This is a genomic window from Microcoleus sp. M2_D5, from assembly GCF_036701935.1.
Taxonomy (GTDB): domain Bacteria; phylum Cyanobacteriota; class Cyanobacteriia; order Cyanobacteriales; family Microcoleaceae; genus Microcoleus.
In genome coordinates, this window is the sequence record NZ_JAUBRP010000044.1 from 26,860 (window position 1) to 53,639 (window position 26,780).

The following is a 26,780-nucleotide window of genomic DNA, read 5'->3' on the forward strand; positions in this document are numbered from 1 at the left end:
AGCTACAAAACTTATTGTTTTTGACAAAATGAATGTTTTCTGGGGATTCAGTGCAACTGCGCCAGAAACCGGGCTGATACCATTTTAGATTTGAGATTTTAGATTTTAGATTGACCGATCGCATCATGGTGGGGATCGCGGGCTTACCGGATTTTTTGGGGAAACCGGGTTTAGACACCAAAATACGTCTTTTCAGCAATTAGTGTGTAATTAGAAACGCGGTTTCTTTACAGAAATTATCTTATTGATGCTACCAGTTAGGCAGCCACCGGGTCGATCGCACACTCATAGAAAGCGGGTTTCTCGCTCTCGACAGGTTCTTGATGCTAAAACTTAGGCAGCAAGCGAGTCGATCGCATAAAATAGGTGAGTATCAAAGCAGGTGACGATCGCACTTCGCTTTGAGCACGATCGTCACCTGTAGAAATGCCCCTGATTTATGGAGAATAGCGGACTCGAACCGCTGGCCTCTGCGGTGCGATCGCAGCGCTCTACCAACTGAGCTAATTCCCCTGATTGAGTTTTAATTTAGCATTTTAGATGCGAGATTGCCGAGTCTAAAAGGCTTACAGGTTTTGCTTGCTCTCACGTTCGCAGACCGTCACTTACACTAGCACGTAACTGCTAAAAAGGTCAAGTGTTTTCCGCAGCAGGCTCAGTGGGGGCGATCGAGCAAAATGCCGCCACTCTATCCAACTCTAAATCAGCAAAATAGTCCACCGTCCAATTAGCTTGGCGCTGAATCATGTGAAACGGGTAAGTGTGAGTCACCCCCGCAACCTGAATCCCCGCTTTTTTCGCCGCTTCAATCCCCGCAAAAGTATCTTCTACCGCCAAACACTCGATGGGTTGCAGGTTAAAGTCGGGATATTTCTGGTTGAGAAGTTCCACAGCCAATAGATAGCCGTCGGGTGCTGGTTTGCTTGCCGTCAAGTCATCGCCTGCAACAATTAACTCAAAGTTTGCTGCCAAACCGGCCCGATCTAACACCAATTCTATATCCGATCGCAGTGCCCCGCTAACTACGGCCATTTTCAGTCCGGCGGGCCGAATTTTATCAATAAATTCTGCCAAACCCGGATAAATCGGCAGTTTCTCCAAAGTATCTATTTGAGCTTTGTAAGCTTGGGCCTTGCGCTGCAGCAGTCGATCGAGATATGTTTCTGTTAGATATCGTCCCCGGCGCTTGAGCAGTTCGGTAATGCAAGCGCGATCGCTCCTTCCCAAACAAATTTCTCGAAACTCCCCACGTTTGAGCTGGAGATTTTCATCGAGCATCAATTGTGCGATTATTTTCTCGTGAATTGGCTCGTCATTAACAATTACGCCATTAAAATCAAATAAAACTGCTTTTAGAGTCATTAGTCATTAGTCATTAATCATCAGTCATTAGCAAGTTAGTAGGGGCGGGTTTTACCAACCATCTCAACCTAAAACTAACCATCTATGAAACCCGCCCCCAAAGGGCGAAAAATACACCTCAACAATAAGTCAAGCCGGAGCTGGAATGCCCGGTAAATCGCCATCAAAATCAGGAGTTCGATCGCCCCAATTCCACCCCCTCGCCACCTTAGCCTGTTCCAAATCTTCCCCCGGCAAAGGTTTCACGCCCTGCGTCACCTGATTCACCCACCAGTGTTCGTGAGTTTGCACCGCCGCGAATCCAGCCGCCCCCGCCCAAGCATCGAGGCTGCCAGCCGCGTAAGACTTAATATAAGGCTCTTCAAAGATATCAGTCAGCCACTCTGTTTGCCGCAAAGTTTTTTGATTTCCGTCCAAAATTGCCACTTGTCCCCCAACCTTCAGCAGTCGGAAGCTTTCTCGCAAAATTGCCCGCGATACAGCAGGTGGCGTCTCGTGAAACAGCAAGGAAGCTGCGACTAAATCGAAGCTGGCATCGCCAAAAGCAACGCTTTCGGCATTTCCGTGCAACCACTGGATATTTAAGCCGGCTTTTTGCGCTTTCATGTCGGCAACTACCAGCATATAAGGCGACAAGTCCAGCCCAACTACTTCCGCTTCGGGAAAAGCCTGCTTGAGCATGAGCGTTGTCGAACCGGTGCCGCATCCCAAATCGATGATTCGGCGCGGTTTCACCCGCACAGCGTCAATTAAGCCTTGCCTGACGACTGTTTCGTGGGGAGGCAAAACATATTGCGTGATGGGATCGTAGGAAACGGCGGCACTGGGGTTGAGGTAGCCGCGTTTAATGCCGTGAAAGTTTTGGCTGCTGTAATATTCGGGATAAACTAAGTTGGGTTGTCGGTAGCGATCGCCCGCTGTTTCCCAGTCGATACCTTCGTAGAGTCGTTTCAGTGCTTCTTCGTCGATCGCCAGTCGCATCAGGGGCGACAAAAAGCGCTCGAAAATTGTATCCTTGCCAACAGCCATAAAACACCTTTAACAAAAACTCTTCTAATTTTAGCCAACGGGCGTAAATTTAGCATTTATTAAAACTGTTGAGTTCCTCTTCCCTCTTCCTTCTATCCCTTACCTCCGTTAAAACGTTACAAAATCTGCGGGTTTCCTTTCCCACTTCCTACTTGTACGAGTTTAAACAAGGCAACTGTAGACAAGCTATAAACTCTTATTTTATCAGTCCTTCCCAAATCTAAAATCTAAAATCTAAAATCTAAAATCGTTTTACTTTCCGTTACTAATAGGAATTTTAACCAAAAATTCCGTTCCTCCCCCCGGAGGTTTAGCAATTGTGATGCTACCACCATGTCCATCTACTACAATTTTGTAGCTAATTGCTAACCCCAAACCCGTGCCTTTACCCACATCTTTAGTAGTAAAAAATGGGTTAAAAATTTGATCTTTAACGCTGTCGGGAATGCCGGGGCCGTTGTCGGCGATCGCCACTTTCAGAAATTTACCGCCATTTTCGCGAACTACTCCCGTGGAAATTGTAATAATTTTATCCAGGCGATCGATCTCGTTCAAGGCATCGATCGCATTGCTCAGCAAGTTCATAAACACCTGATTTAGCTGAGACGGGTAGCACTCGACTGAAGGCACTTTTCCGTATTTCTTGACTGTATAAATTCTATTTTTGAGGCTGTTGGAGAGCAGCAGCAAAGTATTTTCTATACCTTCGTGAATGTCCGCCAGCTTTTTGTCAGATTCATCCAGGCGAGAAAAGTTCCGCAAAGAAAGAACTATGCTGCGAATGCGTTCGCTTCCTATTTTCATAGAATTCAATATATGCGGCAAATCCTCCTCGATAAATTCTAACTCGATTTCTTCGATAAAATCGGCGATTTCCCGGGGAACCTCTGGGAAGGCTTCTTTGTATAAACTCACCAACTCTAATAAATCTTTAGTATATTTGCTGGTGTGAGGCAAATTAGCCGAAATAAAGTTAACGGGGTTGTTGATTTCGTGCGCTATCCCGGCCACCATTTGACCTAGGGATGACATCTTTTCGCTCTGCACTAAATGAGTTTGAGTTTTTTTTAGTTCATTTAAGGCACTATTAAGCAGTTTTACTTGGTCTTGGGTTTGGCTGTAAAGGTGAGCTTGAGTAATTGCGATAGCCAATTGGTCTGCTACAGCTTTTAACAGTTGGATTTCCTCCCGGCTCCACAGCCAATGAGTAGCGTGGCTGCAAATTAAATAACCCTGCGGCTGGTTCTGAGTCTGGACAGGTACAGCTAAATAGCTATTAGCTTTAAGTTCCGGCGGTTGAGTTACACCCTTCGCCCAAGTGTCGCTCGAAAGAATAATTGGTTCGCCTTGACCGCTCCGTACTAACACATTTTCTATAAAGTAAGACTCAAACTTTAGGGTTTGTGTCGGACAATCAGATTGGCAATATTCCCACAGGATTTGTAACGTTTTTTCTTGTGGTTTGTACCAACCAAAAGCCGCACGTTCTAGATGCAGCAAACTTACTATTTCTTCGACTGTACTTTGCACAATCTTGTCTAATTCTAGAGAAGCGCGAATGCGTCCAGCAATCCGGTTGAGCATGGCTTCTCGCTCCGCTTGAGCGCGATTGTTTTCGGAGGAGTAAATTAGCCAAATGGCTGCTAGCATTGCCGGAATTAGCAGTCCGGCGACTACGGATGTCAGCAAATTTAATGCTTGCAGTTGGGATTCAATATTTTCGCGGGGAATTACTAAAGCCATCGACCAGTTAACTTCCTTGAGGGGAGCATAGGCTACATACACCCATTTGTTATCTATTTTTACCAGTTCGATGTTCGTCTGGCGGTCGATCATCTGCCGCGCAATTGTGGAGAGAGCGGGGTCTTTTGACTGTAAAAAGCTTGGGGCCTCCCGGTCGATATTTCCGATTAATTTATTGTTGGGATGAACAATTGGCACTCCTTGTGAATTGAGAGCAAAAGCATAACTGTCGGAACCGTACAGCAAGCTGTTAGCGACCGATGTTACTCGGTCTAATTTAATGCTGCCCGATAGGACTCCAATTACTTGATTTGGAGCGGGAGGTAAGGCCCAAATAGGAGCTGAAATAATAATCGTAGAAACTTTTGTACTGCGGCCGATCAGCGGGTCGGAAACGTTGAGATGTCCGGCCATTGCTTTTTTAAAGTGTTGGCGGTCTTTACTGTTCGCGCGGTTGCCTAGAGTATTGATAAATGAGCCGTCGGGTTGAATTAATGACAGGATGAAATACTCTTTTAACCTGTATATTTCTCCTTGCAACCGGGGTTCGACTAATTGCCAATTGAGAGTGCCAACCGTAGGATCGTAAGCAATGGTTTCTATTTCTGCTTTGCGGCTGCTTAGCCAGCGGTCGATTTCATCGGTGCCTTTTTCTAGTTTTAATAGTGCTATTTGCTTTAAATTGTCGAGAATTAGTCCGCGCACAAAAAAATAGCTGATGCAAGCAGTTGTGCTAATCGTTAAAGCTGTGGTACCCAGAATTAGCAGGGTCAGCAAATGGCGGCGCTGCCGTCTGTGTTGCCAAAGACTGTGCGCTTGCTGCCACTGCGATTGAGCAGAATTGCTGATGTTATCCAAAAAGTGGCGCAACTTTTTGGTTTGGTGTGGCGGCGGCGCAGAGACAGAGCCGGCTTGATTTGCTGGGTTTTGCATCATCAAATGTTCCCTCAGAGTCAACTTGATCAAACGGTCTTCGTCATTCGGCAGAATTAATATCAGGTAAGTAGTTAGATCGGTTTAAGAAAAGAATGCAACTGTAGCCAAGATCCACACCCTGGTAGTCATCAGTCATTCCCAATCTAAAATCTACAATCTAAAATCTAAAATCTAAAATGGTATGACTTGCAGTCCTGACTGCAAACAATTATTATTCCGATCGCACCCTCGCCTTCTATTTTGGCATCAGCTTTATATTTTGACCTTCGGTTTACCTAATTGAGGTAACTGCTTTACGATATCTTTAATATCTATCTCGTTTGTATAACAAAATAATTGTAAATAACACAGAGAAAATACGGAGTTTTTTAAATTAGCAATGTATTATAATTTAAGGGTAAATACATATTGACAATTTTACTAATTTGCGCTGTAGGTTCAAGGGGAAATTTTTTCATCTAAAGCTTTTTTTGCCAAGCGGGTTGCATAAACGGTGAGGGCGATCGTTGCTACCAAACCAATCCCGTAGAGAACCCACTCAGCAGCAGTGCGCGATCGCCCGCTAGATCCGAGTGCAGCCAAACTCCCGGCCAGGGAACCGATATAAACATACATGACTGTTCCGGGAATCATGCCGATCCAAGATGCCAAAAAATAATCTTTTAGAGATACCTGCGTGACTCCAAAAGCATAGTTAAGCAAATTAAACGGAAAAATGGGAGAAAGTCGCGTCAGCAGCACAATTTTCCATCCTTCAGAAGCAACTGCGGAGTCGATCGCCTGAAATTTTTGATTGCCCTCTATCTGCTTGGAAACCCAGTCGCGAGTTAAATACCGCCCTACCAAAAAAGCGCAAGTTGCGCCTAAAACCGAGCCGATGGAAACACAAACCGAACCGCCAACGACTCCGAACAAAACGCCAGAACCGAGAGTCAGCAAAGAACCGGGGATAAATAGAACCGTTGCTACAATGTAAATTAGAATAAAAGCTGCCGGGCCCCAAGGGCCGAGACTCGCGATCGACTCCAAGGCATTTTTCAGAATTCCTTGAAAGTTAAAAAACTTTGCCGCCCCAATCAAAGCCACAGCTAAACCAATCCCTAAAATCAGCTTCCACCTATTTGATGGCGGCGGATTTTCACCGGGCGATCGCGAATCATTCATTAGTTAAAATCTCCGTCTAAATTAGATACATAGATTTTGCACCATTGTCAAAAACCTGTAGATACAGTAAGGTGCGTCGCCACCCGTCAAGGAGCAAGTAAATCCCAAATCCGGCAGCGACGCACCCTACAAGATATCGTATCCAGTCCTTTATTAGTAAGGTGCGTCGCCACCCGTCAAGGAGCAAGTAAATCCCAAATCCGGCAGCGACGCACCCTACAAGATATCGTATCCAGTCCTTGATTGATATTGGTGCAAGATGTAACATTAAATCAAAGTACCGCCACAGCTAGAACCGCAACCCGCCGTACAGCCGTAACAATAAGCAGCCGTTTGCACCTCTTGAATCACATCTAAACTGCCAGATGCGAGCAATTTAGCAGCAGTTATCTTTTCCCCGCTGCCAGTTTTCGCCGGCAGATTTTCCATTTGGTTAAAATCGCAGTCGTAGACATTGCCCAAATAGTCGATCGACAATTCGTTACGGCACATTAAATGTTCCAGAGTACCGGGATTAAAATTATCCTCCAAAAACCCCAGATAAGGCTTGTGAAGTTTCTTATGTTCCAAATGAAACTTAGTCCGTCCCACCGGCAAATTAGTAATCGCAAACAATTGATTAAAACAAATCCCAAAATGTTCGGCTAAATAAACCTTGTAATCTTGCTCTAACTTACCCTGTTCCGGTGTTAGCGAAAACTTGTCTGTTGCCGGCACTTGCGGATTGTACACCAAATCCAGAGTTAAATTTGGGTTTTTCCCGTATCCCAACTGATTTAGCTTTTGCAGCGCCCGAATCGAACTGTCAAAAACACCGCTGCCGCGCATTTTGTCCACATTGTCAGCTTGATAGCAGGGAAGCGACGCCACAATTCTGAGTTGATGCTGCGCGCAATATTCGGGAATATCTTCAAAACCTTTTTCAAAGTAAATCGTCAAATTAGAACGAACAATTACCTCTTTACCTGCAGCCTTGGCAGCTTCCGCTAACGGTTTAAAACCGTAAAGCATTTCGGGAGCACCGCCGGTGAGGTCAACAGTTTGAATTTGAGGAAAACGGCGAATGATTTCAATTAATTGGTCGCAAATTTCCGGGGAAAGTTCTTCTGTTCGTTTCGGGCTAGCTTCTACGTGGCAGTGAGTGCAAGCGAGGTTGCAGCGTTTGCCGAGATTTATTTGTAAAACTGCAATCTGCTTTTTAGTTAAAGCTGAGTTAATTTTGTTTTTGAAAGGCGTGACTGCCGTCTGAATCATTTGCTCACCTTTTGGTCTGCGATCGCAACGAATGTAGAGGCGTTCTGGCGGAACGCCTCTGATAATTTAGCACAAATTATCAACTAGGACTGACGCATCAAGACTAAAGAAACCGGGTTTTTTGCCATTTTTGCGGGCTGCAGGGCGTCTTCTAGGGAAAAAACCCGGTTTCTGACCACCCGTGCGATCGCGAACTATTAATCTTACTTTAGAGTGTCCACTAATGTTTCAACTCGTGCTTTAATTTCATCTCGAACGCGGTGAAAAGTTTCGATGGGTTGTCCGTCGGGATCGTCGAGTTGCCAATCTTCAAACACTTCTCGCAATACCCACGCTTCGGGTAAATTCACGCCGCAGCCACAGAGAGAAATTACGGCGTCGTAGTCTTCTGCATTGAATTCGTTTAATGGGTTTGATGTTTGATCGGTGATGTCAATGCCGATTTCTGACATGACTTGAATTGCTGTCGGATGAACTCTGCTTGATTCTAACCCGGAACTGGTGACTCCAATCTTGCCGGCTCCGATGGTTTTAGCGAATCCTTCTGCCATTTGCGATCGGCAGGAGTTTCTTTTGCAAACAAACATTACTTTTTTCATGGTTTTTGTTAGTTGTTGGTTATTGGTTGTTAGTTGTTAGTTAGATGTTTCAAGGGCGCGATTTGCTAGGGCGATCGCCTCTTTAGCGGCTTGTTCCTTGCGTTCGCTGTAGCGATCGGTCAAATAGTCGGTTTGCTCCCGCAACAGCAAGGTAAACTTGTACAGTTCCTCCATTACGTCGATCGCGCGATCGCGATAAGGCGAATCCTTCATCGTCCCATCTTCATTAAATTCCTGATAAGCTTTCGCAACCGAAGACTGATTCGGAATCGTAAACATCCGCATCCAGCGGCCCAAAATTCTCAAAGTATTGACTGCATTAAAAGACTGCGAACCGCCGCTGACTTGCATCACCGCCAAAGTTCGACCTTGAGTCGGTCTGACAGCCCCAATATTTAAAGGAATCCAGTCAATTTGGTTTTTCATAATGCCGGTAATATTGCCGTGCATTTCTGGACTCGACCACACTTGTCCCTCCGACCACAGGCTCAATTCCCGCAACTCTTGAACCTTCGGATGAGTATCGGGAACGCTGCCGTAAATCTGCAATTCAAGAGGATTGAAAAACCTAACTTCGGCACCGAAGCCCTCAATAATTCGAGCCGATTCTTCCGCCAACAAGCGGCTGTAAGAACGCTCTCTTAACGAGCCGTATAAAAAGAGAATTCTGGGTTGGTGCGTAAAATTTGCCATGATGCTTTCAATTAAAATCCCGAAATCCGTTAGACAGTTCCCGATAAACTGCGACTGCTAATTGCGCTCCCCAAATCGGAGCCACCCAGTAAACCCAATGGTGTTCCCAAATGCCGCCAACTAAAGCCGGGCCGAGCGATCGTGCCGGATTCATACTCGCTCCGGTAATCGGCCCCATAAATGCAGCTTCTAACCCTACAGTTAACCCAATTGCTATCCCGGCAAAGCCGATGTGAGCGCGTCTGTCAAGTCCCGAACCGAGGATAACAAACATTAAGATAAAGGTCAAAACTGTTTCTAAAATTAGAGACTGCAACCAGTTACCGTTGAGAGGGAGAGTTGCACCGAGATTTGCTACTTTACCTAAAGTAATTAGCAGCACTTGAGAAGCTGCGATAGCACCCGCACACTGCGCTAAAACGTAAGGCAAAACTTTGTATTTTGGGAAAAAACCGCTCGCCCAAAAGCCTAAAGTTACGGCCGGATTAAAGTGTGCGCCGCTGATGTGTCCTAGGGCGTATATCATCGCAGTTACTACTGCACCAAATACAAAACTGATGCCTAAATGAGTTACGGAACCACCGCTAGTTTTGTTAACCATCACCGCGCCGGTGCCTGCAAAAACTAGAATAAATGTACCTAGAAATTCCGCGATCGCTTCTCTGCTGCACTCCGGTGAAAACAAGCTTCTCACTGTTTTAGAAACTGACTTGAACATTGAGTAGATCCGCGATAACTTTACCTCGGTTATTATAGTTTAGTTACCAGTCTAGATTAACAGCTAACAAGCTACAACAGTTGACAGATGACCACTGATACCTAAAAATTTGCCTGCTGTCGCAATAACTCCCCAATAGTCAAGTCAAGCTGAGCTTGGCCACCAAAAACTGTACCCACCTTGCCATTGTAGAAGTGCTGATAAATTAGTTGGTAGCCTTCTTTTGGTAAAGGAATATAACCCACAGAACTAACTAAGGTCGGAGCTTTCTTCATGTAGAATTCTACAAAGTTGCGTAGTTCTACTTTATTTTGAGCAGAGTTGTAGTTGACATAGATAAATAGAGGTCGTGCCAGGGGCTGATACTGAGCTTTTTCTACAGTTTCGCGGGATGGCAACACTGCTCCTTTGCCTCTGTCAATACCTACAGCTTTCAATTGACTTTGGTTGTCTTCGTAATAGGACAATCCAAAGTAACCTAAAGCATTTTCGTCTTTAATAATTCCTTGCACTAAAACTGTGTCATCTTCACTAGCTGTATAGTCGGTGCGACTGGCTTTAGCAGTTTTTACTATGGCTTCTGTGAAGTAGTCAAATGTACCGGAATCTTGACCTGCACCGTAAAGGGTGATGGGTCGATTTGGCCAATTAGGTCGAATCTGATTCCAGCGGGTAATTTTTCCTTGGGCGGCGGGTTCCCAAATCTTTTTCAATTCCTCTACAGTAATGTCTTTTGCCCAGTCGTTTTTGGGATTGACTACTACTGTGAGCGCGTCAAATGCGACAGGTAATTCGTAGTAGCGGATTCCTGCTTTGTTGCAGGCTTCCATTTCCTCGGCGCTGATGGGTCGCGAGGCGTTGCTGATGTCAGTTTCGCCAGCACAAAACTTTCTAAATCCGCCACCAGTGCCGGAAAATTCAACAGTAATTGATGCTTTTTTGGGCTGCGTATTTTGATATTCTTTTGCCATCGCATCCGTAATTGGATACACCGTGCTGGAACCGTCTATTTTAATGCTTTGCGACTCTTGCGACTGGACTTGAGTGCAGGAGTTGAGGAGCCCGATCGCACCTATGGTCAAAGCAATTATACTTAGTGCGAAAACCTTGGGCTTTTCTGCTGAGTTCATTGACCTCACCCAATGCCATAACTAAGGGGTACAGTCGAATAATATCAAGAAAATTTGATATGTCAAGTATAGGGGAAGACAAACAGCGAGTAAACACATTAAGAAATGTTGATGGGTTAACTCGCGTCGGAACAGGGGCGCACGGGCAGGATATGGCTGAAGCGGCGGTATTCGGCGAGGTACTGTTCGAGGGCGAGAAACTGAGCTAGATTCAGGCTGTAGTAGATCCAGCGCCCTTCTTGGCGGCTGCGGACTAAAGCTGCATCCTTCAAGGTTTTGAGGTGGAAAGAGAGTTTAGGCTGAGGGACTCCAAGCCGATCGCACAAATCGCAAACACACAATTCTTGTTCCCGCAGCAACTCCAGAATCTGAATCCGCAGGGGGTCAGAAAGAGCGTGAAAGCCTGCAGAGACAAATTTTTCCGAAATCGGTCGCTGTGAAATGCGATCGGGCGCAGCCGTAGAATTTTTAAGCATCAATTATTTTGAAAACATCCATACAAAACATCATAGTTTCTCAAGCTTCATCCCAGAAAATCAGTGCATTCAGCATCGACAGATTCTTCGGAGTTGATTACTTCGGATTCTGTACCCTTGCCGGCACATCAGTGAGTCCTGCTTTTTGCATCAGCGAAATCACCCCTATAGATAGAATTCCCCCAATAATTGCCCCGACAACTATCAGGATAATAAAGACTTTTTGCAGAGTTTTTTTAGTTGCCGGGTGGTACTGTCTCGGCAATGCTTCACCTTGCTCGTCAACTTGTTGATCCAAGGGGTCTAGCGGATTGGAGGGAGTTGAGTTAAAAGGATTGGGCGCTTGATTCATGGCTAGTTTTGGTTAAAGGATATAAAGAACTATTTTAACTTCATATTTGCCGTAGCAGCTTATATAATATAATCTGGTTTTACTCAATACTCTATAAATTTTATTAAAATTTCTCAAATACGGATCAACCCGGTTTATTCAAGAAACCGGGTTTTTCAGCATACTATAAATTTTATGTCACGCTTCTGCTTTTGACAGGCGTTCGAGAGAAATTGTTGCCGCCTCAGATACTTGAGAATTGCTATCTTTTTCTAAGTATTTTAAAGCCGAAACGCTCTTAACACTCGGCAAATTGCCCAAAGCTTCAGCCAGCCTCTGGCGGATCAGCCAATCTTCCGATTGAGCAAAGTTGAGGATGCGATCGATCGCCCCAATATCTTTAATTTCCCCCAAAGCGGAAATTGCCGCCTGCTGGATCACCACTTGATCGCTGTCGAGAGCTTTCAGCAGCACATCGCGGGCCCGGGGATCTTTGAGATTCCCCAGAGAAACAGCAGCGCTGAAGCGCACCAGCCATTCAGTATCTTCGTAAAAAGCCCGCACCAAAGCATCAAAAGCTCTGATATCTTCGAGATAGCCCAAAGCGCCTGCAGCGTCAGCGCGAATGCCGTAATCCGGGTCTGTTTCTAGCAATTTGACTAGAATAGGATAGCACTCTGCTGTCGGTTTGACCCCAAGAGCAAACACAGCCATCGATCGCACCTGCAAACTTTCGTCGTTCAACACCTTTTTAATCAAAGGCACCGCAATAGCTGCAGGCACATTCCGCAAGTTGGCCAAAGCCACCATGCGATCGGCGGAATTTTGGCTTTCTAACTTGGCTGCAATTTGCTCTAAGCTTAAAGTTGTCATTATGGATAAATCTTGTAGTAAAACTTTACATTCGGCTTATTTTGATTATAGGGGAGTCTCAGGATAAAAGCAGGTCGTAAAAACCGCCCTGCGTATTTGAAATGAATGAGATTGCGGATTATTTCCATTAATCTGAAGCTCAGATTAATGGAAATAATCAATTAGAAAGTCTATTATTTAAGTCGCAAGCACAGGCGAGGTGTTACACTATATCGGATAATCCCTGGACTTTATTGTACATTGCTTAACAAAGCCACAAAAAACTTTTCGTTTATCCCCACAAAAAATTATGATTGTCGTTGAAAGGCATTACATAGACCGGCAGCATCAGTTTTTTAAACAGTTTGATGACTTATCTTTGCTGTCCAAAAATCTCTACAATCATGGTAACTATTATATGAGGCAACACTTTTTTAACTCTGGGTCAAAACTTGGCGCTGCCAGGAGTCTAAAACAGTTATATGCCATCCTAAAACCCACAGCCGACTATAAATCATTACCTGCTAAAATTAGCAATCAAGTTCTCAAACAAGTTATTCACGATTGGGAGGCTTGGAAAAAGTCAATCAAGGCTTATTACCGAGATATCCATCAATTTTCATCCCCGCCCAGAATTACCAAATACAAGCATAAAACCTGTGGACGTAACTTGTTAAGTTATGATAACCAATCGATAGTAAAAAGGGGGGGAAATAAAAATAATGGGCTACTTCATTTATCTCAAAGTGACATAATAATTGCTACAAAATCCCAAGATGTCATAGAGGTAAGGATAGTTCCTGCCACAGCGACATACGTTGTTGAGGTTGTTTGTGAAAAGCCTGTAACGTTGGTGGAGTTAAACCCTCAACTCATAGCAGGTATAGATTTAGGGATTGATAATCTCGTCGCTTTAGCATCAAATAAGCCAACATTTACTCCTACTCTTTCTGATGGAAAACATCTCAAATCAATCAATCAAGGATTCAATAAGCGCCGAGCATTTTTACAGTCTAAACTTGAGCAAGGGAAATATACCCCACCTCAAATCCAGCAAATCATCTTTAAGCGAAACAAGCGAGTTGAAAACTATATTCATCAAACCAGCAGTTTGATAGTCAAGCGGTTGGTGGACGCTCAAATGGGGCAGTTAGTTATTGGGAAAAATGTGGTGTGGAAACAAAATTTAGAATTAGGAAAAAAAACGAATCCGACGTTTGTAGCAATTCCTCACGCCAAGCTCATAGAAATGATTACTTACAAAGCTGAGTTAGTGGAGATAAAGGTAACAGTTACAGAAGAATCTTATACAAGTAAGTGCAGCTTTTTGGATTTAGAGCCAGTCGGTAAGCAAGAGTCTTACCAGGGTAAGAGAGTTAAACGTGGGTTGTTTCGGTCGGGGAATGAAACGCTGATTAATGCTGATGTGAATGCAGCATTAAATATGATTAGAAAAGTAAAGGTCAACTCACCCTTTGAGGAGTGCAGCAACCGTATAGAGGTGTTTGCAGTTTCACCTGTACGGGTTTCACCTGTACGAAAAGAGCCACAAAAAATCCGGTAATGTCAAGTATTGCCCGGTTTTTTGTGAACTGTTTCTGCCGTTCCATAAGGCTTTGCCCGATCGTTCGCCGCCCTCTGACAACCTGCCATCCACTATGCCGTTCTACCACCCGCCCCTTTACTCCTCAGCCTTAGAACAAGCGATCGATCGCTACCCCCTCACTGCCGGGCCAGAAACTTCCTTAGCAGTGGCGATCGCCCTGATGAGTCAGTTGCAAAACAGTTGTCCCCTAGTCAAAACACCTGTACCCTCAGACCGGGGGGCGATGACCGAAACAGCCGCGCCGGAAAAGGTGCGGGCCCGCTGCGTGTTCGTCGTGCAGAACCAGCAGACTATTACCACAGGCAACTTATCCGACAACCCCAGCCGCGGACTGTTAATCGGCATATTAACTCCCGCCGACCTAGTGAGGCTGATAGCTTCGGGCACAATAGACAGCCAGCACAAAGTAGCCCTGCACAAAATACCAATTTCCCAAGTGATGTCCCCGGTGTCGGTCTCCCTCACAGAATCCGATGACCAAGACGTGTTTACCGCCTTATCCTTATTTCGCCAGCACAAGATTCGCTATTTGCCGATCGTCAATCAATTTCACCACTTGGTAGGAGTGCTGACACGGGAAAGAATTCGCCAAGTATTGCAGCCTTCAAACATTCTTAAATTGCGGCGGGTAGCAGAATTAATGACTACGCCAATTACAGCGCCTCACACCGCCTCGCTAAAAAGCATAACCGAACTGATGTCAGAGCATCAAGTCAGTTGCGTAGTGATTACAAAAAACAAAGAATTAACAATGGAGAAGCCCAAAGATGACTATACCTCCATTTTTCACTATTCCTTTCACCAACCCCTGGGAATTATTACCGAATATGACCTGGTGCAGGCACAGTTTCTCGAACTAAATTTCCAGCAAACCCCTGCTCAAAAAGTCATGAGAACTCCCCTGCAATTTCTTCAACCTTCCGATTCCCTATGGACGGCGCACAAAGAAATGCAGCAGCAACAAGTGCAGCGGTTGGTCGTGTGCGGGGGGCGCAGAGAACTCTTGGGAATTATTACTCAGACCAGCTTGCTCAGAGTCCTCGACCCCACCGAAATGTACCGAGTTGTCAAACAGTTGCAGCAGTCGGTTTATCAATTGCAAGCCGAAAAAGTGGAACTGTTGCAAAGCCGCAACGCCAAACTGGAACAGCAGGTGCGGGAACGGACTGCAAAACTCCACGAACAATTGCAGCGCGATCGGCTGTTAACTCACATTTCCTTGCGGATTCACCAATCCTTAAACCTCGAAGAAATTCTCAACGCCAGCGTCGATGAAGTCCGCCAAGTTTTGCAAGCTGACCGAGTAGCCATCCTGCATTTAGAGTCCAGCAACTACGGCATTGTAGTGGCAGAATCAGTGGCCGAAAATGGGCCTTCAATCTTAGGAGAAATCCTGCCCGATAATATTTGGCAAGAATCTGCTTCGGTGATAGAACAGGAAATTTATGCCGTCCCCGACATCGAACAAGCCTGTTTGAGTGCCGAAAAATATGCCTGGTTCCACCAAGCGCAAATCAAAGCTTATTTGATTGTACCAATTTTGCAAGACGGCAATTTGTGGGGGATGATGTGTGTTCATCAGTGTTCCCAATCCCGTCAGTGGCAGCCTTCGGAAGTGGATTTGCTGCTGCAACTGGCAACTCAAATCGCGATCGCCATTCAGCAAGCCCAACTCTATCAGCAAGTCCAAAATCTCAACACTGACCTCGAACGCCAAGTCCAAGAACGCACCGCCGAATTGCAGCAAAAAGTTCACGAACTCCAGCATTTAAACGTCCTCAAAGATGAATTTCTCAGCACAGTTTCTCACGAACTGCGGACGCCTTTAGCTAATATAAAAATGGCTATTCATATGCTGAGAATTTCTCCCACACCAGAGCGACGCCAGATTTACCTAGAAATTTTAGAAACAGAATGTACTAGAGAAACAGACTTGATTAATGCTTTGCTAGATTTGCAGCGGCTCGAAGCTGCAACTTGTCCGATCGACCTCGAACCAGTAAACTTAGAACTCTGGCTGCCTACTATTATCGACCCGTTTTACACCCGGGCCCACGACCGCCACCAGGATTTGCGAGTAGAGTGCTCGCGCCACCTCCCCACGATCAGTTCCAACCGCGCTAGTTTGGGACGAATTTTAGCCGAACTCCTCAACAATGCCTGCAAATATACTGCCAATGACGGCGAAATTTTTCTGAAAGTTGAGTGCAAAAACGGAGAGGGGGAACAAGGAGAACAAAGGACAAATTCGCGACAAGCAAGTGCTGTGGCTTCAGCAATCCAATTTACACTCAGCAATCAATCGTCCATCTCAATAGAGGAATTGCCTCGAATCTTTGAGAAATTTTATCGAGTTCCCAACGCAGATCCTTGGAAACAAGGAGGTACAGGTTTGGGTTTAGCTTTGGTTCAAAAACTTGTGGAACAGTTGCAGGGAAAAATTGAGGTTGAAAGCAGCAATGGCTGGACTAATTTTATCGTCACATTTCCTACGAACCCGGATGGAAATTAGTCCGCACTCAGTCAATTTTAGATTTTAGATTTTAGATTTTAGACTTCTGCCTAAGAGGTTGGACTGAGCGCGAGCTTCAAGTCGCGCTCAGTCCAACGATTTTAGATTTTCGATTTACTCCACAGACGAATCTGGGAGATTGAACAAGAATCTAAAATTTTGGGAGTTCCATGACCGCGAATTTCAAAGGTGGTACCCGCCACGTGATTTATCCGTGGAATCAATCCCAAATCGAAAATCAAAAATCCTCAAGAAAGAGCATTTATCTCGCGCAAGTCAATTCTTTAATCTCAAATCTCAAATTTCAAATCGATTGACTCCTGTCGAGGGCTGGTATCTTTTTTAGGGGTCATCTTTGTTGGATCTCACTCTTTTTTGGGAGCTAGTTTGCGGATAGGAGACGGTGCTGGTGTCAAATTCAAATATTCATTTTTACCTTCAACAACTGATGCTCTCGATGCTGGATACTTCTTGCGTTTAGGGGCATGATTCGCAACTGTGCCCAAGCATGGTATGCCAAAATTTTCTAATTGACTGAAAACTTTTTGGACAACTGAAAAAGGAACCTGCCGAATTGCTACAACCATCAGTATGCCATCGGTGCGCGCCGCTAAAAAATTCGTATCTTTACTGTCAACTAGCGGCGGCGTATCGTAGATAACTAAGTCAAATTTTGCCTGAAGTTCTTCCATTAAATACTGCATCTGAGATGATGCCAGCCGTCTGGCAGTACCAGGATTCGGGATACCAGCAGTTAATACAAAAAGATTATCTGCTAGATGCGATCGTTGGATAATTTCATGGGGTTCGTTTTTATGGTCTAGCAAGTTGCTCAATCCCTTGACATTAGGCACTTCCAACAGCAAATGCAGGCTGGGGGAATGCAAATTCGCGTCTACCAACAGCACTCGCTGACCCGCTAGCGCTGCCACATGAGCTAAGTTTAAAGCAACGGTAGATTTGCCTTCGCCAACTGTAGCCGAACCAATTACCACAGAGCTAATCGTTCGATTTGAAGAAAGAAAGCGGATATTAGTATAAAGAGTGTCAAAAGCTTCTATAAATTCTGCAGCAATTTTCTTATTACCCTCTTTTCCTTCAATATAAGCATAGGCATTAGCAATAGAAGGCGGCAATTTTCTAGCATTTTTGTCCAGAGGAATTGCTCCCAATAAAGGCACATCAACCGCATCTTTCACGTCATCAGCACAGTAGAAAATATTGCGGATTTTTTCAATGAGGATAGCAGTTCCCAGACCCAAAACTAGCGCCCCAACAACTGCCATCATCAATTTGTTTTTAGCTTTCGATGGAACTGGCATCAGGTTGCCCTTCTCATCTAGCGGTATCCGCGGTTCAGAAATTATTTCCCAAGGTACTTGGCTTTGAGCTGCTTGGACGCGCAGAGTTTCCCGCTGGCTTAGAAGTTGATCGCGGGTGCGGGCGGCTACTTCTAATTGCTGTTGCAGTTCGTTGTAGCGGCGGGCTATGGTGGGGAATTCTGTTGCTTGCCTGTTTAAATTGTTTTTATTTTGGGCGATCGCCTGAAGGCGAGCTTCTAAGACTTCAACTTGGTTAGCAGTATCAACCAATTGTTTAATCAAGCCTATGCGAATAGAATTTTGAAAATTCTGAACTTTAGAATTGGCTTGGGTGCCTACTAAATTTTGCCCCAAAATTCGATCGGTTTGCTGGTTGAGCAAAGCTACTAAATTTGCCCGCTTGCGCTCTAAAGCTTCCACTATAGGGTTAGCAGATTTAAAACGTGCTGTTTCTACAGCAATCTGACCTTCTACTTCCTTAACCTTGGTCAGCAACTCTTTATATTGAGGTTCTTCGCTTAAAGCTGAAGCAGCAATAGCTTCATTTGGTGTAAAATCTAATTGTTTTTGCAAGTTAGCGTACAGCGTTTTCTGTTCTTGCAGTAGCCTTTGAGTTTCTAACTCTAAAGTTTCTACGGCACGAACTTGCTGGATTAATTGTGCGCCTTGTTCTTGAGGATTGGTAATCTTTTGCTGCTGCTGTATCACCTGTAACTCCGATTTCAGGTTGTTTACGCGCTTATTGAGTCCCGGAAGCTGGTCTTCAATAAATTTAACACCTTCACCAATCCGAGTCTTGCGTTCATCAAGACTGTACTTTAAATATTTCTTTTTAATTTCTTGTAAAACGAACTCAACAAATTCCGGGTCATTCCCCATGAAGCGAACTTCCAAAATTTTAGTCATCGTCATCTGATCTTCTCCCAGCCGCAAAACGGCTAATTCTTTTTGGAGAATTTTCTCAGTGAATTTTGGATATCGTTTTTGGACTTGTTTAACAATAGCCCCCAGCATCTGAGGACTCTGGAGAATTTGCAGTTGAGTTGCATAGTCCAAACTAAAAAAATCTCTACTAGGTACTCCTCCCCCCTCGCTGCGAGTGGCTAGAGCAGCGGGATCAGCAATTCTTGCCTCCGTTGTCACGGGTTCCACTAGCATCCGAAAATCGCCTTGATATGTTTTCTTAGCTCCCTGGATCTGATAAACAACTCCGCCGACTACTAAACCTATAATCCCAATAATGATTAGGCCTTTTCGCTGAAAAGTCCTCAACAACGGCTTTACATTCAATCCTTTCTGAGGCTGCGCGCTTAAATCTTCTCCCTCGTCAACGGAAAATTGCTGCACCTGTCGGCTGTGGTTGCTAATTGGTACGATATGAGCGTCCTGTTCTCTTTCCATGTTGACCTCTTTGATATTTTGTGGGTAAAATCAGCTTTCTTCTGCGAGCCTTCAGGTTGATACTTTGAGCATTGGCTTAAGGATATCACACGAAATTATTAGTTGGTCGATCCCACTTCCTTCTAATAGTTCTCACTACTTTCACATAGTATACAAAAATCACTAAATCCTTATGCTAGGCCGGCGGTAAAAGTTCTTTTACAACTGCTGGAGAGTGATATCAGACTGCATTTGGCTCTGCTGCGTTGTGCTTGTATTTAGGGTTTCCGGGCGACGCAGCCAACTTTTTCTGGTGTTGCTCAGCTTCGCTACAGCGGGTTCCATAACTTTACCAAACTTTTACAATTGACCGTAACACCTCAGCCGCCGCTTGCGCTGGTATTGGTTTGTCCTCTATGCGATTTTTCGGTTCGGAGTCAACGACAGAAGCACTTGTTAACTTACGCGCTAACCGATCGGCTAAAAAGTGTTGCATTTCCCCTATAGATATAATTAGCCACATTCGGCAGAGTTTTGGGAACGGCAAATAATCGAATCAATTTCCGAAAACAATCTGTTTCTTCTTTTAATTATAAACTTTTTGAAGAGTTAGATGAATGATTAAGTGTATATACTTATTTTACCGCATTAATTATATCGCAAACTCATTTCGATAGTGCGCGATAGACATAAAATTTAATAATTGGTATTTTAAAGCCCGATCGACATTTAGAACAACTCAAGCATTCGGGGTTTTTCTACCGGGGCGGATGGCGCGGCGCGATTTATGTATTTTCGTAAAAAAACTAGGTTTCTGTGTTCCGGGGCTATTACTAAAACTATCGCTTTTATTCGCCCTCCGAGCAACCTATAGCAATCCTTTCGGGAAACGCGCAACGGTTTTTTTTGAATTAACCGATGCCATAAGAAGATGACACATTGTTAAAGAAAAAAAAAGTTTGCATAGGATGGGAGGATTGCTATTAATATCGCCCGGATTAGCTATCGGTAGTTGTTATTTTTCGAGTTTACGAATTACCAACTACTCCTTATTAGCGCTTACTGATTTTGTGCTTTTCTTTCTCGCAGCTTCAACAATATTTCTGCATGAACTTCGCGGGTTATGGGATAAAAGTATGTGAGAATCATCCCAGCAATTAAAGCAATTGTGGGGAGGGGCCCGATCGCAACTCGAATCGCAAACAGTGCCGACTCCGGCTGTACGGGTGCAGGCTGTCCCGGAACTGTAGATAGAAATCCAGCTTTTTCTAATGCTTGGCCTACCAACCACAAACCCCCTGCCAATCCGATTTTTTGCAGCAGTACCATAAACGAATAGAAAACGCCTTCGCGTCTTTCACCTGTTTGCAGTTCGTCGAGTTCGATCACATCCGGTATCATCGACCAAGGTATTAGATAAGCCGTGGAAACTCCCACACCTGCCATGACTGCTAATAGGTACATCTGCAATACTTGTCCTGGTTGCAGGAAAAATAGTCCAGCTTGGGCAATAATCCACAGACTCATGCCCATAAAATATACGGCTTTTTTGCCGTATCTCTCGCTGACTTTACTCCAAACAAATAGCATGATTAATGCAGTGCCTTGAACTGCGATCGCCACCAAGCTAAAAACGTACTGTGGCTGTTGCATCCAGTTAACAACAAAGTAGGGAATAATAGTAGCCGTCAACTGCACTCCCAGCCAAGAAAAAAGATAAATTCCAATGACGTACAAAAAAGGGCGATTGCTAAATGCAATCTGCAACTGTTCTTTCAGTGGCAAGGATGTAGAATTATCGAGTTCGGCGTTTTCTAATAGTTGGGCTGCGACGTGCTTGCGAGTTCCCAAAACGCACCAGTACAAAGGCAAGACAGAGATAACTGCACAGATTGCACCTAATACTAAATATTGTTGATTCGGGTCTTTTTCAAATACAGCAAAGATAATTAGAGCTAAGATTAATGAAAAAATGCTGCCGCCAATGGAGAAAGCAAACCGAAAACTATTAAGGCTAGTGCGTTCGTTGTAGTCTTGAGTAAGTTCTGGAGTCAGGGCAGTGTAGGGAAGATTGACAGCGGTGTAGGCGGTGTTGAACAAAATCCCGATCGCAACATAGTACCAAAATAACACTGTGTGATCCGTGCTAGGTACTATCCACTGTAATAAGAAGAATATGCCGAAGGGAATGCCACCATATATTATCCAAGGATATCGGCGGCCCCAAGGGTGAGAAGTGCGATCGCTCAAAACCCCCACAATCGGGTCATTTATGGCATCCCAAACCTTGCCAACTACCAAAATATTGCTGGCTAAGCCGGCAGGTAAACCAGCGACATTGGTAAAGAAAACTAGGAGGTAAAATGCCAACACATTCGCGGTAATTGCCGGGCCGAGGTCGCCGGCACCGTAAGCTAATTTTGTAGAGAAACTGAGTTTTTGTGTTGCGGGATTGTTGGCGGCTGGTTGAGGCCCGGAAGTGTTGCTCATAAACTTTGATTTCGAGATTTTTTGGCAGTCACAGTCTTTCCAGTAGGAGTATAACTCACGCTACGCCCTAATACTAAGTTTTTTGTAGCGATCGGGATTATTCTGAAGAATTGGTAATTGATAATTGGGAATTGGGCATTGATAGATTTGTAGGGGCGGGTTCACCAACAATAATCGCCCCAAAACAAACAATCTCATAAACCCGCCCCCACCCAACGGTAAATCGCAAGATACCTCTTTTTTTGAATATACAAGGGGCGGGTTTACCAACAATAATCGCCCCAAAACAAACAATCTCATAAACCCGCCCATACCCAACTTTCCAAGCTAAATGTACGTTCAGATTTACGGTGGGGTGGGGGCGGGTTTATATGAATTGTCGGTCATTGTTATGTATGGTTTGTGAACCCGCCCCTACAACGTTGTGGTAATTATATCGATATCAATATACACAATACCCGTAGATACCGTAGCAGCTACGCACCATACAAGGGGCGGGTTTTACCCGAAATATCGGTCGGTAGCTAAAGATATCGATAAACCCGCAGCCCACAGACTTAAGGAAACAGTTGCGAAATCTGAACTTCTATTTCTGGAAAGGCCAGCATAGACAAAACATCATCTTCATTAAATACTGTTTCTTGTCGGTACTTTGCCTCGCCCGGTTCGCGAAAAACATAAACTTGCCGCGTGTTAACATCAAGTATCCAATAATCAGTAATTCCCGCCTTAGCATAGGTCGGTGCTTTCCGCTTGCGGTCTGTTTCTAAAGTCGTGTCAGTTATTTCTATTAATAATAAAATATTGTCTGGTGCGGGATGAAAATCTTGGTACAGCCGAGGGTCAATTTGCACTACAGCAATATCGGGTTGTGGTTCTGAATTTAATACTTAGAGTAACCGGGTCTTGAATGCGAATTAAAGCAAGTCCTGCCAGCAGATTTATCAGATAGTCGGCTGCACAGAGGTTCGTTGCTGCGTGGGGAGGATTTTTTGCACTGATTGAGATAATTTGCCCGTCAATTAATTCGACTCGTTCATCGGGATTTAGAATGCCTGTTTCGGTCATGCGGCGGTATTCGGCTACAGTCCACAAGCGTACATCTGTTACTGTCATGGCACAATTTCCTTGGGCGATATTATCTATTATCCTAGAGGCAGAAACCGGGTTTTTTATCAAAATACTGGATGAGAGACTTTAACACTGGTAAAAAATCCGGTTTCTTTGGTATATTCCCGGACCACTTTAAATCTCAAATTACTAGGTCAACAATCTAGATTTAGCTGTAATTGCTCCCACACACCACAAAATGGCATTGACAATTTCCGATCGCTGAATATCTTCTGCGTCTAAAAAACTTGCAAACTCTTCCTCAATATTCAAATGGTCTGCAAAATCATAAAGTATGCGCTTATATTCAGTTGGCATCGGTATTAAAGTAGCTTTCACTAAATCGAAAAGCGCGTTCAAACAGTTGAGGATAGTAGCTGACTCGTCAAAATCTTCGGCATCGAGCAAGTACAGCGTTTCTGCAATGTCGCAAATAGCGTCTATTTGTGTGGGTGGGTTTCCCAGTTCGCTGACATCGATATTGCACAATTGGAGAGCGTTAATCGCTAATTCTGGACGGGTAAAAAATACAAGTTGACCGCCGGCTACTAAGGGTGGCTCTTGTTCTCCATAGACAATTAGAGTATATAGATTTGGTATTTCGGTGCCAGGGTCGATCCGGAAACCGAACAGCCACAACAATTTTTCTGTATTTGGGTTGGCTGTTTGCAGTGTTGTTGGGAAAATATTTGGTTCTGACATGAATTTTTAATCCCTATAATACGCTGTTAAACTCGGTTTCTACGCATTTTTTTTGTTTTAAGCTGTCGCGCATTTAAATTGTATATTCAGGGCGGGCGGGACGCCCACCCACAAGAATTTAAGTTTTTTGAAATACAATTTAAATCCAGAACAGCTTAGTGACAAATTTAGAGAGAAGCCGGGTGTAGAAGGCAAGAGTGCGTAATCTTTTTTATCCTATAAATTTTGCTGAATTATGTCGCAGCATTCGGCAACAGGGGCTCTTTTTTCCATGGCTACTACTAGAGCTTCATAAGCTGATTTGTGGCTTTCGATCAGGTTTTTTGCTCGCAGCAAACCCCAGTTTTGTTTGAGTTGAATTTCGGAACTAGGACGGCGCAGTTGTGTTAAAATTGCACTAATTTTTGTGCGGTCTTCTGATCCTCCTTGTGCGCTGCCGTAAACAAATTTTTCGGCGACTATTCCGGCCATCCACACTGTGCAGTATTGGTCTAAAAGTTGGGCGGAAAGTGTGCCACTTTGGAGTTGAGATGCTAATTGTTCGTCTTCAAATCGGACGCCGCCTTGGGCTGTTTGACCTTGTTTAAATGCTTCCCAAGCGTTGAGGGCGTAGCTGGTTACGGGAATTCCCAACAGGTGCGCGACTAGGAAGTGTCCGGCTTCGTGGTGAAGGATACGATCGCGCTTTTGTTTGGAAGTTCCCCCCAGCCAATCTAATAAAATAGTACCGCCTTGACCTTGCCACTGGAAACTGTCAAGGGTGGCTAGCCCCAAAAGGCAAAAAGTGGCGATCGCAGGTACGGCTTCTGGCAAGTTGAATAGGGGCCCCAACAATATGGAAACGGTGATGGCAAAGATAGAAATAGCGATAATATTCAAAGAAGTGTCTTTCATAATGGCGAATGGGTAACTGGGAATTAGTAATGGGTAATTTGTAATAGGGAATTGGTAATGGGAATGGGTTTTAGAGGTAAACTCAGGTACGATCGCGCGATCGGTTTGGCAGCGTCGGGTCGATCGCAGCAGCCGGGACTTCCGACAAAAACACTACCTTCCAGTTTGACTGAAAATTGCCCCTCCGAAGCCACCGATATTAAAAAGATATTAAAATAAATCAAAGTCCAGTAAAAGTGTTAGTGGAATCCTTCATGTCAGTTTTGGCAGCGATCGCAGTTTTAGGTATCTTGATTGTCGTTCACGAACTCGGCCACTTCTTGGCGGCTAGACTTCAACACATCCACGTCAACCGCTTCTCCATCGGTTTCGGGCCAATCCTCTGGAAGTACCAAGGCCCGGAAACTGAATACGCCCTCCGCGCCTTTCCCCTGGGAGGTTTCGTGGGTTTCCCGGACGACGATCCAGACAGTACAATTCCCCCAAATGACCCGAATTTGCTCAAAAATCGCCCCGTACTTGATCGGGCGATCGTCATTAGCGCAGGGGTAATTGCCAACTTAATTTTTGCTTATTTCCTGCTGGTGGTGCAATTGAGCACTGTCGGCGCGGCACAAATGAACTATCTACCGGGAGTTAAAGTCCCGGAAGTTGCCGCGGAAGTCAGTTCGGCCGCGAAACAAGCGGGAATTCGATCGGGCGACGTTGTTCTGTCTGTTGACGGCAAGGAATTGGGCGCTTCCGGCGAAGCAGTCAAATTATTGGTCGCAGCAATCCAAGATCGTCCCAACCAACCCCTAGCGTTGGAAATTCAGCGCCAAGAACAAAAATTTGTGGTGACAGTAACTCCTGAAGAGTCGCCCGACGGCAAAGGTCGCATTGGCGTGCAGCTAACTTCTAACGGCACTGTGGTGCGGCAGAGGGCCGGATTTGTAGAGGCGTTTAGCAAGGCCGCCAAAGAATTTGAGCGGATTGTGGTGCTGACGGTTCAAGGTTTCGGGCAGTTACTTAGCAATTTCAGCCAGACTGCTGACAAGTTGTCCGGGCCTGTGGCGATTGTGGCGATTGGTGCAGGGATTGCCAAATCGGATGCTGCGAGTTTGTTTCAGTATGCTGTGCTAATTAGCATCAATTTGGCTGTGATTAATATCTTGCCTTTACCTGCTTTGGACGGGGGTCAGCTAGCTTTTCTGTTAATAGAAGGACTGCGGGGCAAGCCTCTGCCGAACCGCATTCAGGAAAATGTCATGCAGACAGGTTTGGTGTTGTTGCTGGGTTTGGGGATTTTCTTGATTATTCGCGATACTGCTAATTTGGCTGGGTTTGATTTGCGAAATTTCATGCAATAGTAATTGAAGGAAGAGGGAAGAAGGAAGTTCGGCAACGGATTCTGTAACGGATGTAACGGATGTAACGGATTTCAGGAATAAGGAAGTTCGGCAACGGATTCTGTAACGGATGTAACGGATGTAACGGATTTCAGGAATAAGGAAGAAGGAAGAATTATGTCTAGTTTTCCGTTTTCCTATTTTTCTATTTTTCCATCTTCTTTTTTTCCTACGCAAGCGAGGCAAAGCCTCTAGTTATGGGTTCCCCGGTCGTGCCTGGAAGTTAAAAACAAATAATAAATGACTAATGACTACTGACTAATGACTACTGACTACTGACTACTGACTACTGACTAATGACTAAAAAGTTAAGTTTAAAACAACGATCGCTCGAAATTCTGATTCGCCTCAAACGCCTCTATCCAGAAGCTCCTTGCACTCTCAACTACGAAACTCCCGTGCAGTTGCTGGTGGCGACGATTCTCTCGGCTCAGTGTACGGACGATCGGGTAAATTTGGTAACGCCGGCTTTGTTTGAGCGTTTTCCCGATGCGGTTGCTTTGGCAAATGCTGATATAGAAGAATTGGAAAGTCTCGTGCGATCGACTGGTTTCTACCGGAATAAGTCTAAAAATATTAAAGGTGCTTGTCAGGCGATCGTCAATAAATTTAACAATCAAGTGCCGCAGCGGATGGAACTGCTGCTAGAATTGCCCGGAGTTGCCCGCAAAACGGCTAATGTCGTTCTCGCCCACGCTTTTGGTATTAATATGGGCGTGACGGTAGACACTCACGTCAAACGTTTGACTCAGCGGTTGGGATTGACCGAACATACCGATCCTACAAGGATCGAGCGGGATTTGATGATATTGTTGCCGCAGCCCGATTGGGAAAATTGGTCGATTCGGTTGGTTTATCACGGCAGGGCAGTTTGTAATGCGAGAAATCCGGATTGCAATATTTGCGAACTTGCAGAATTGTGTCCTTCTGCTAATAGTTTGGTGTTGCACAAAGGTTAAGTACAGGCAAGATGCCTGTACCACAAAAATGTTGAGTGATTGCAGATTTTTACCCTTCTGCTAATAGTTTGGTGTTGCACAAAGGTTAAGTACAGGCAAGATGCCTGTACCACAAAAATGTTGAGTGATT

General features: G+C 44.7%; 25 protein-coding genes and 1 tRNA gene. 6 read left to right on the forward strand and 20 right to left on the reverse strand.

Annotated elements, in window-relative coordinates; translation table 11 throughout:
* Positions 1-440: 440 nt before the first annotated feature.
* The 5 genes from QUA50_RS18610 to QUA50_RS18630 all read right to left on the reverse strand — a co-directional run bounded on the left by QUA50_RS18610 (position 441) and on the right by QUA50_RS18630 (position 6,234).
* A tRNA-Ala gene (locus QUA50_RS18610) sits at positions 441-513 on the reverse strand.
* Between the two features lie 120 nt (positions 514-633).
* Positions 634-1,362: an HAD family phosphatase gene (locus QUA50_RS18615; RefSeq protein ID WP_333260814.1), complete on the reverse strand. Its 729-nt coding sequence runs from the start codon at positions 1,360-1,362 to the stop codon at positions 634-636.
* A 129-nt stretch (positions 1,363-1,491) separates the two neighbouring features.
* On the reverse strand, positions 1,492-2,391 hold the full coding sequence (locus tag QUA50_RS18620; RefSeq protein ID WP_333261410.1) for a methyltransferase domain-containing protein: 900 nt from the start codon (positions 2,389-2,391) through the stop codon (positions 1,492-1,494).
* A gap of 252 nt (positions 2,392-2,643) precedes the next feature.
* Positions 2,644-5,070: an ATP-binding protein gene (locus tag QUA50_RS18625; RefSeq protein ID WP_333261413.1), complete on the reverse strand. Its 2,427-nt coding sequence runs from the start codon at positions 5,068-5,070 to the stop codon at positions 2,644-2,646.
* Positions 5,071-5,508: 438 nt separating this feature from the next.
* A complete protein-coding gene (locus tag QUA50_RS18630) occupies positions 5,509-6,234 on the reverse strand; it encodes a TVP38/TMEM64 family protein (RefSeq protein WP_333261416.1) in 726 nt (241 codons plus the stop codon).
* A gap of 36 nt (positions 6,235-6,270) precedes the next feature.
* Here QUA50_RS18630 and QUA50_RS18635 point away from each other — a divergent pair, with 36 nt between their 5' ends.
* On the forward strand, positions 6,271-6,477 hold the full coding sequence (locus QUA50_RS18635; protein ID WP_333299482.1) for a hypothetical protein: 207 nt from the start codon (positions 6,271-6,273) through the stop codon (positions 6,475-6,477).
* Positions 6,478-6,501: 24 nt separating this feature from the next.
* On the opposite strand, the gene arsS is transcribed toward QUA50_RS18635, so the two are convergent.
* From arsS to QUA50_RS18675, 8 genes are all read right to left on the reverse strand, one after another.
* A complete protein-coding gene (gene arsS / locus QUA50_RS18640; RefSeq protein WP_333261422.1) occupies positions 6,502-7,488 on the reverse strand; it encodes an arsenosugar biosynthesis radical SAM (seleno)protein ArsS in 987 nt (328 codons plus the stop codon).
* Between the two features lie 203 nt (positions 7,489-7,691).
* Positions 7,692-8,087, reverse strand: coding sequence for an arsenate reductase, glutathione/glutaredoxin type (arsC, locus tag QUA50_RS18645; RefSeq protein WP_333261425.1), 396 nt, complete (start codon positions 8,085-8,087; stop codon positions 7,692-7,694).
* Between the two features lie 36 nt (positions 8,088-8,123).
* The gene (arsH, locus tag QUA50_RS18650) at positions 8,124-8,780 is read right to left on the reverse strand and encodes an arsenical resistance protein ArsH (protein WP_333261428.1); all 657 of its coding nucleotides are present in this window, start codon (positions 8,778-8,780) and stop codon (positions 8,124-8,126) included.
* 7 nt (positions 8,781-8,787) lie between these two features.
* Positions 8,788-9,498: an MIP/aquaporin family protein gene (locus QUA50_RS18655; protein ID WP_333261431.1), complete on the reverse strand. Its 711-nt coding sequence runs from the start codon at positions 9,496-9,498 to the stop codon at positions 8,788-8,790.
* A gap of 101 nt (positions 9,499-9,599) precedes the next feature.
* A complete protein-coding gene (locus tag QUA50_RS18660; protein ID WP_333261434.1) occupies positions 9,600-10,628 on the reverse strand; it encodes a PstS family phosphate ABC transporter substrate-binding protein in 1,029 nt (342 codons plus the stop codon).
* Between the two features lie 116 nt (positions 10,629-10,744).
* Complete coding sequence (locus QUA50_RS18665; protein WP_333261437.1) at positions 10,745-11,104, reverse strand: metalloregulator ArsR/SmtB family transcription factor; 360 nt, start codon at positions 11,102-11,104, stop codon at positions 10,745-10,747.
* Positions 11,105-11,201: 97 nt separating this feature from the next.
* Complete coding sequence (locus QUA50_RS18670) at positions 11,202-11,456, reverse strand: hypothetical protein (RefSeq protein WP_333261438.1); 255 nt, start codon at positions 11,454-11,456, stop codon at positions 11,202-11,204.
* 177 nt (positions 11,457-11,633) lie between these two features.
* Positions 11,634-12,308 (reverse strand): HEAT repeat domain-containing protein, encoded by a 675-nt coding sequence (locus tag QUA50_RS18675; protein WP_333261441.1) that lies wholly within the window; start codon positions 12,306-12,308, stop codon positions 11,634-11,636.
* 289 nt (positions 12,309-12,597) lie between these two features.
* On the opposite strand from QUA50_RS18675, the gene QUA50_RS18680 reads away from it, so the two are divergent.
* The gene (locus QUA50_RS18680; protein ID WP_333261444.1) at positions 12,598-13,851 is read left to right on the forward strand and encodes a transposase; all 1,254 of its coding nucleotides are present in this window, start codon (positions 12,598-12,600) and stop codon (positions 13,849-13,851) included.
* A 94-nt stretch (positions 13,852-13,945) separates the two neighbouring features.
* Positions 13,946-16,405 (forward strand): CBS domain-containing protein, encoded by a 2,460-nt coding sequence (locus QUA50_RS18685; RefSeq protein WP_333261591.1) that lies wholly within the window; start codon positions 13,946-13,948, stop codon positions 16,403-16,405.
* A gap of 365 nt (positions 16,406-16,770) precedes the next feature.
* On the opposite strand, the gene QUA50_RS18690 is transcribed toward QUA50_RS18685, so the two are convergent.
* The 7 genes from QUA50_RS18690 to QUA50_RS18720 form a co-directional block, all read right to left on the reverse strand.
* Entirely contained in the window at positions 16,771-19,128 is a 2,358-nt protein-coding gene (locus QUA50_RS18690; protein ID WP_333261447.1) for a polysaccharide biosynthesis tyrosine autokinase, read from the reverse strand.
* Positions 19,129-19,326: 198 nt separating this feature from the next.
* On the reverse strand, positions 19,327-19,452 hold the full coding sequence (locus QUA50_RS18695) for a hypothetical protein (RefSeq protein WP_333261450.1): 126 nt from the start codon (positions 19,450-19,452) through the stop codon (positions 19,327-19,329).
* Between the two features lie 714 nt (positions 19,453-20,166).
* Complete coding sequence (locus QUA50_RS18700) at positions 20,167-21,597, reverse strand: MFS transporter (RefSeq protein WP_333261453.1); 1,431 nt, start codon at positions 21,595-21,597, stop codon at positions 20,167-20,169.
* A 557-nt stretch (positions 21,598-22,154) separates the two neighbouring features.
* Positions 22,155-22,451 (reverse strand): Uma2 family endonuclease, encoded by a 297-nt coding sequence (locus QUA50_RS18705; RefSeq protein WP_333261455.1) that lies wholly within the window; start codon positions 22,449-22,451, stop codon positions 22,155-22,157.
* A complete protein-coding gene (locus QUA50_RS18710; RefSeq protein ID WP_333261458.1) occupies positions 22,441-22,713 on the reverse strand; it encodes a hypothetical protein in 273 nt (90 codons plus the stop codon). Before QUA50_RS18710 ends, QUA50_RS18705 begins: the two co-directional genes overlap by 11 nt.
* Positions 22,714-22,857: 144 nt before the next feature.
* Positions 22,858-23,409 (reverse strand): hypothetical protein, encoded by a 552-nt coding sequence (locus tag QUA50_RS18715; protein WP_333261461.1) that lies wholly within the window; start codon positions 23,407-23,409, stop codon positions 22,858-22,860.
* 216 nt (positions 23,410-23,625) lie between these two features.
* The gene (locus QUA50_RS18720) at positions 23,626-24,303 is read right to left on the reverse strand and encodes an ATP-dependent Zn protease (RefSeq protein ID WP_333261464.1); all 678 of its coding nucleotides are present in this window, start codon (positions 24,301-24,303) and stop codon (positions 23,626-23,628) included.
* Positions 24,304-24,360: 57 nt separating this feature from the next.
* On the opposite strand from QUA50_RS18720, the gene QUA50_RS18725 reads away from it, so the two are divergent.
* The 3 genes from QUA50_RS18725 to nth all read left to right on the forward strand — a co-directional run bounded on the left by QUA50_RS18725 (position 24,361) and on the right by nth (position 26,650).
* The gene (locus tag QUA50_RS18725) at positions 24,361-24,522 is read left to right on the forward strand and encodes a hypothetical protein (protein ID WP_333261466.1); all 162 of its coding nucleotides are present in this window, start codon (positions 24,361-24,363) and stop codon (positions 24,520-24,522) included.
* Positions 24,523-24,557: 35 nt separating this feature from the next.
* On the forward strand, positions 24,558-25,652 hold the full coding sequence (gene rseP, locus QUA50_RS18730) for an RIP metalloprotease RseP (protein WP_333261469.1): 1,095 nt from the start codon (positions 24,558-24,560) through the stop codon (positions 25,650-25,652).
* Between the two features lie 335 nt (positions 25,653-25,987).
* The gene (gene nth / locus QUA50_RS18735) at positions 25,988-26,650 is read left to right on the forward strand and encodes an endonuclease III (RefSeq protein WP_333261472.1); all 663 of its coding nucleotides are present in this window, start codon (positions 25,988-25,990) and stop codon (positions 26,648-26,650) included.
* The last annotated feature ends 130 nt before the right edge of the window (positions 26,651-26,780 follow it).

Coding starts and splice junctions, on each gene's coding strand:
- QUA50_RS18700 (WP_333261453.1), bottom strand. CDS start 21,597: ATGAGCAACACTTCCGGGCCTCAACCAGCCGCCAACAATCCCGCAACA.
- QUA50_RS18720 (WP_333261464.1), bottom strand. CDS start 24,303: ATGAAAGACACTTCTTTGAATATTATCGCTATTTCTATCTTTGCCATC.
- arsC (WP_333261425.1), bottom strand. CDS start 8,087: ATGAAAAAAGTAATGTTTGTTTGCAAAAGAAACTCCTGCCGATCGCAA.
- QUA50_RS18685 (WP_333261591.1), top strand. CDS start 13,946: ATGCCGTTCTACCACCCGCCCCTTTACTCCTCAGCCTTAGAACAAGCG.
- arsH (WP_333261428.1), bottom strand. CDS start 8,780: ATGGCAAATTTTACGCACCAACCCAGAATTCTCTTTTTATACGGCTCG.
- QUA50_RS18690 (WP_333261447.1), bottom strand. CDS start 19,128: ATGGAAAGAGAACAGGACGCTCATATCGTACCAATTAGCAACCACAGC.
- QUA50_RS18630 (WP_333261416.1), bottom strand. CDS start 6,234: ATGAATGATTCGCGATCGCCCGGTGAAAATCCGCCGCCATCAAATAGG.
- QUA50_RS18615 (WP_333260814.1), bottom strand. CDS start 1,362: ATGACTCTAAAAGCAGTTTTATTTGATTTTAATGGCGTAATTGTTAAT.
- QUA50_RS18660 (WP_333261434.1), bottom strand. CDS start 10,628: ATGAACTCAGCAGAAAAGCCCAAGGTTTTCGCACTAAGTATAATTGCT.
- QUA50_RS18695 (WP_333261450.1), bottom strand. CDS start 19,452: ATGGAACCCGCTGTAGCGAAGCTGAGCAACACCAGAAAAAGTTGGCTG.
- rseP (WP_333261469.1), top strand. CDS start 24,558: ATGTCAGTTTTGGCAGCGATCGCAGTTTTAGGTATCTTGATTGTCGTT.
- QUA50_RS18670 (WP_333261438.1), bottom strand. CDS start 11,456: ATGAATCAAGCGCCCAATCCTTTTAACTCAACTCCCTCCAATCCGCTA.
- QUA50_RS18620 (WP_333261410.1), bottom strand. CDS start 2,391: ATGGCTGTTGGCAAGGATACAATTTTCGAGCGCTTTTTGTCGCCCCTG.
- QUA50_RS18625 (WP_333261413.1), bottom strand. CDS start 5,070: ATGATGCAAAACCCAGCAAATCAAGCCGGCTCTGTCTCTGCGCCGCCG.
- QUA50_RS18710 (WP_333261458.1), bottom strand. CDS start 22,713: ATGACAGTAACAGATGTACGCTTGTGGACTGTAGCCGAATACCGCCGC.
- QUA50_RS18715 (WP_333261461.1), bottom strand. CDS start 23,409: ATGTCAGAACCAAATATTTTCCCAACAACACTGCAAACAGCCAACCCA.
- arsS (WP_333261422.1), bottom strand. CDS start 7,488: ATGATTCAGACGGCAGTCACGCCTTTCAAAAACAAAATTAACTCAGCT.
- QUA50_RS18680 (WP_333261444.1), top strand. CDS start 12,598: ATGATTGTCGTTGAAAGGCATTACATAGACCGGCAGCATCAGTTTTTT.
- QUA50_RS18725 (WP_333261466.1), top strand. CDS start 24,361: ATGGGAATGGGTTTTAGAGGTAAACTCAGGTACGATCGCGCGATCGGT.
- QUA50_RS18665 (WP_333261437.1), bottom strand. CDS start 11,104: ATGCTTAAAAATTCTACGGCTGCGCCCGATCGCATTTCACAGCGACCG.
- nth (WP_333261472.1), top strand. CDS start 25,988: ATGACTAAAAAGTTAAGTTTAAAACAACGATCGCTCGAAATTCTGATT.
- QUA50_RS18655 (WP_333261431.1), bottom strand. CDS start 9,498: ATGTTCAAGTCAGTTTCTAAAACAGTGAGAAGCTTGTTTTCACCGGAG.
- QUA50_RS18675 (WP_333261441.1), bottom strand. CDS start 12,308: ATGACAACTTTAAGCTTAGAGCAAATTGCAGCCAAGTTAGAAAGCCAA.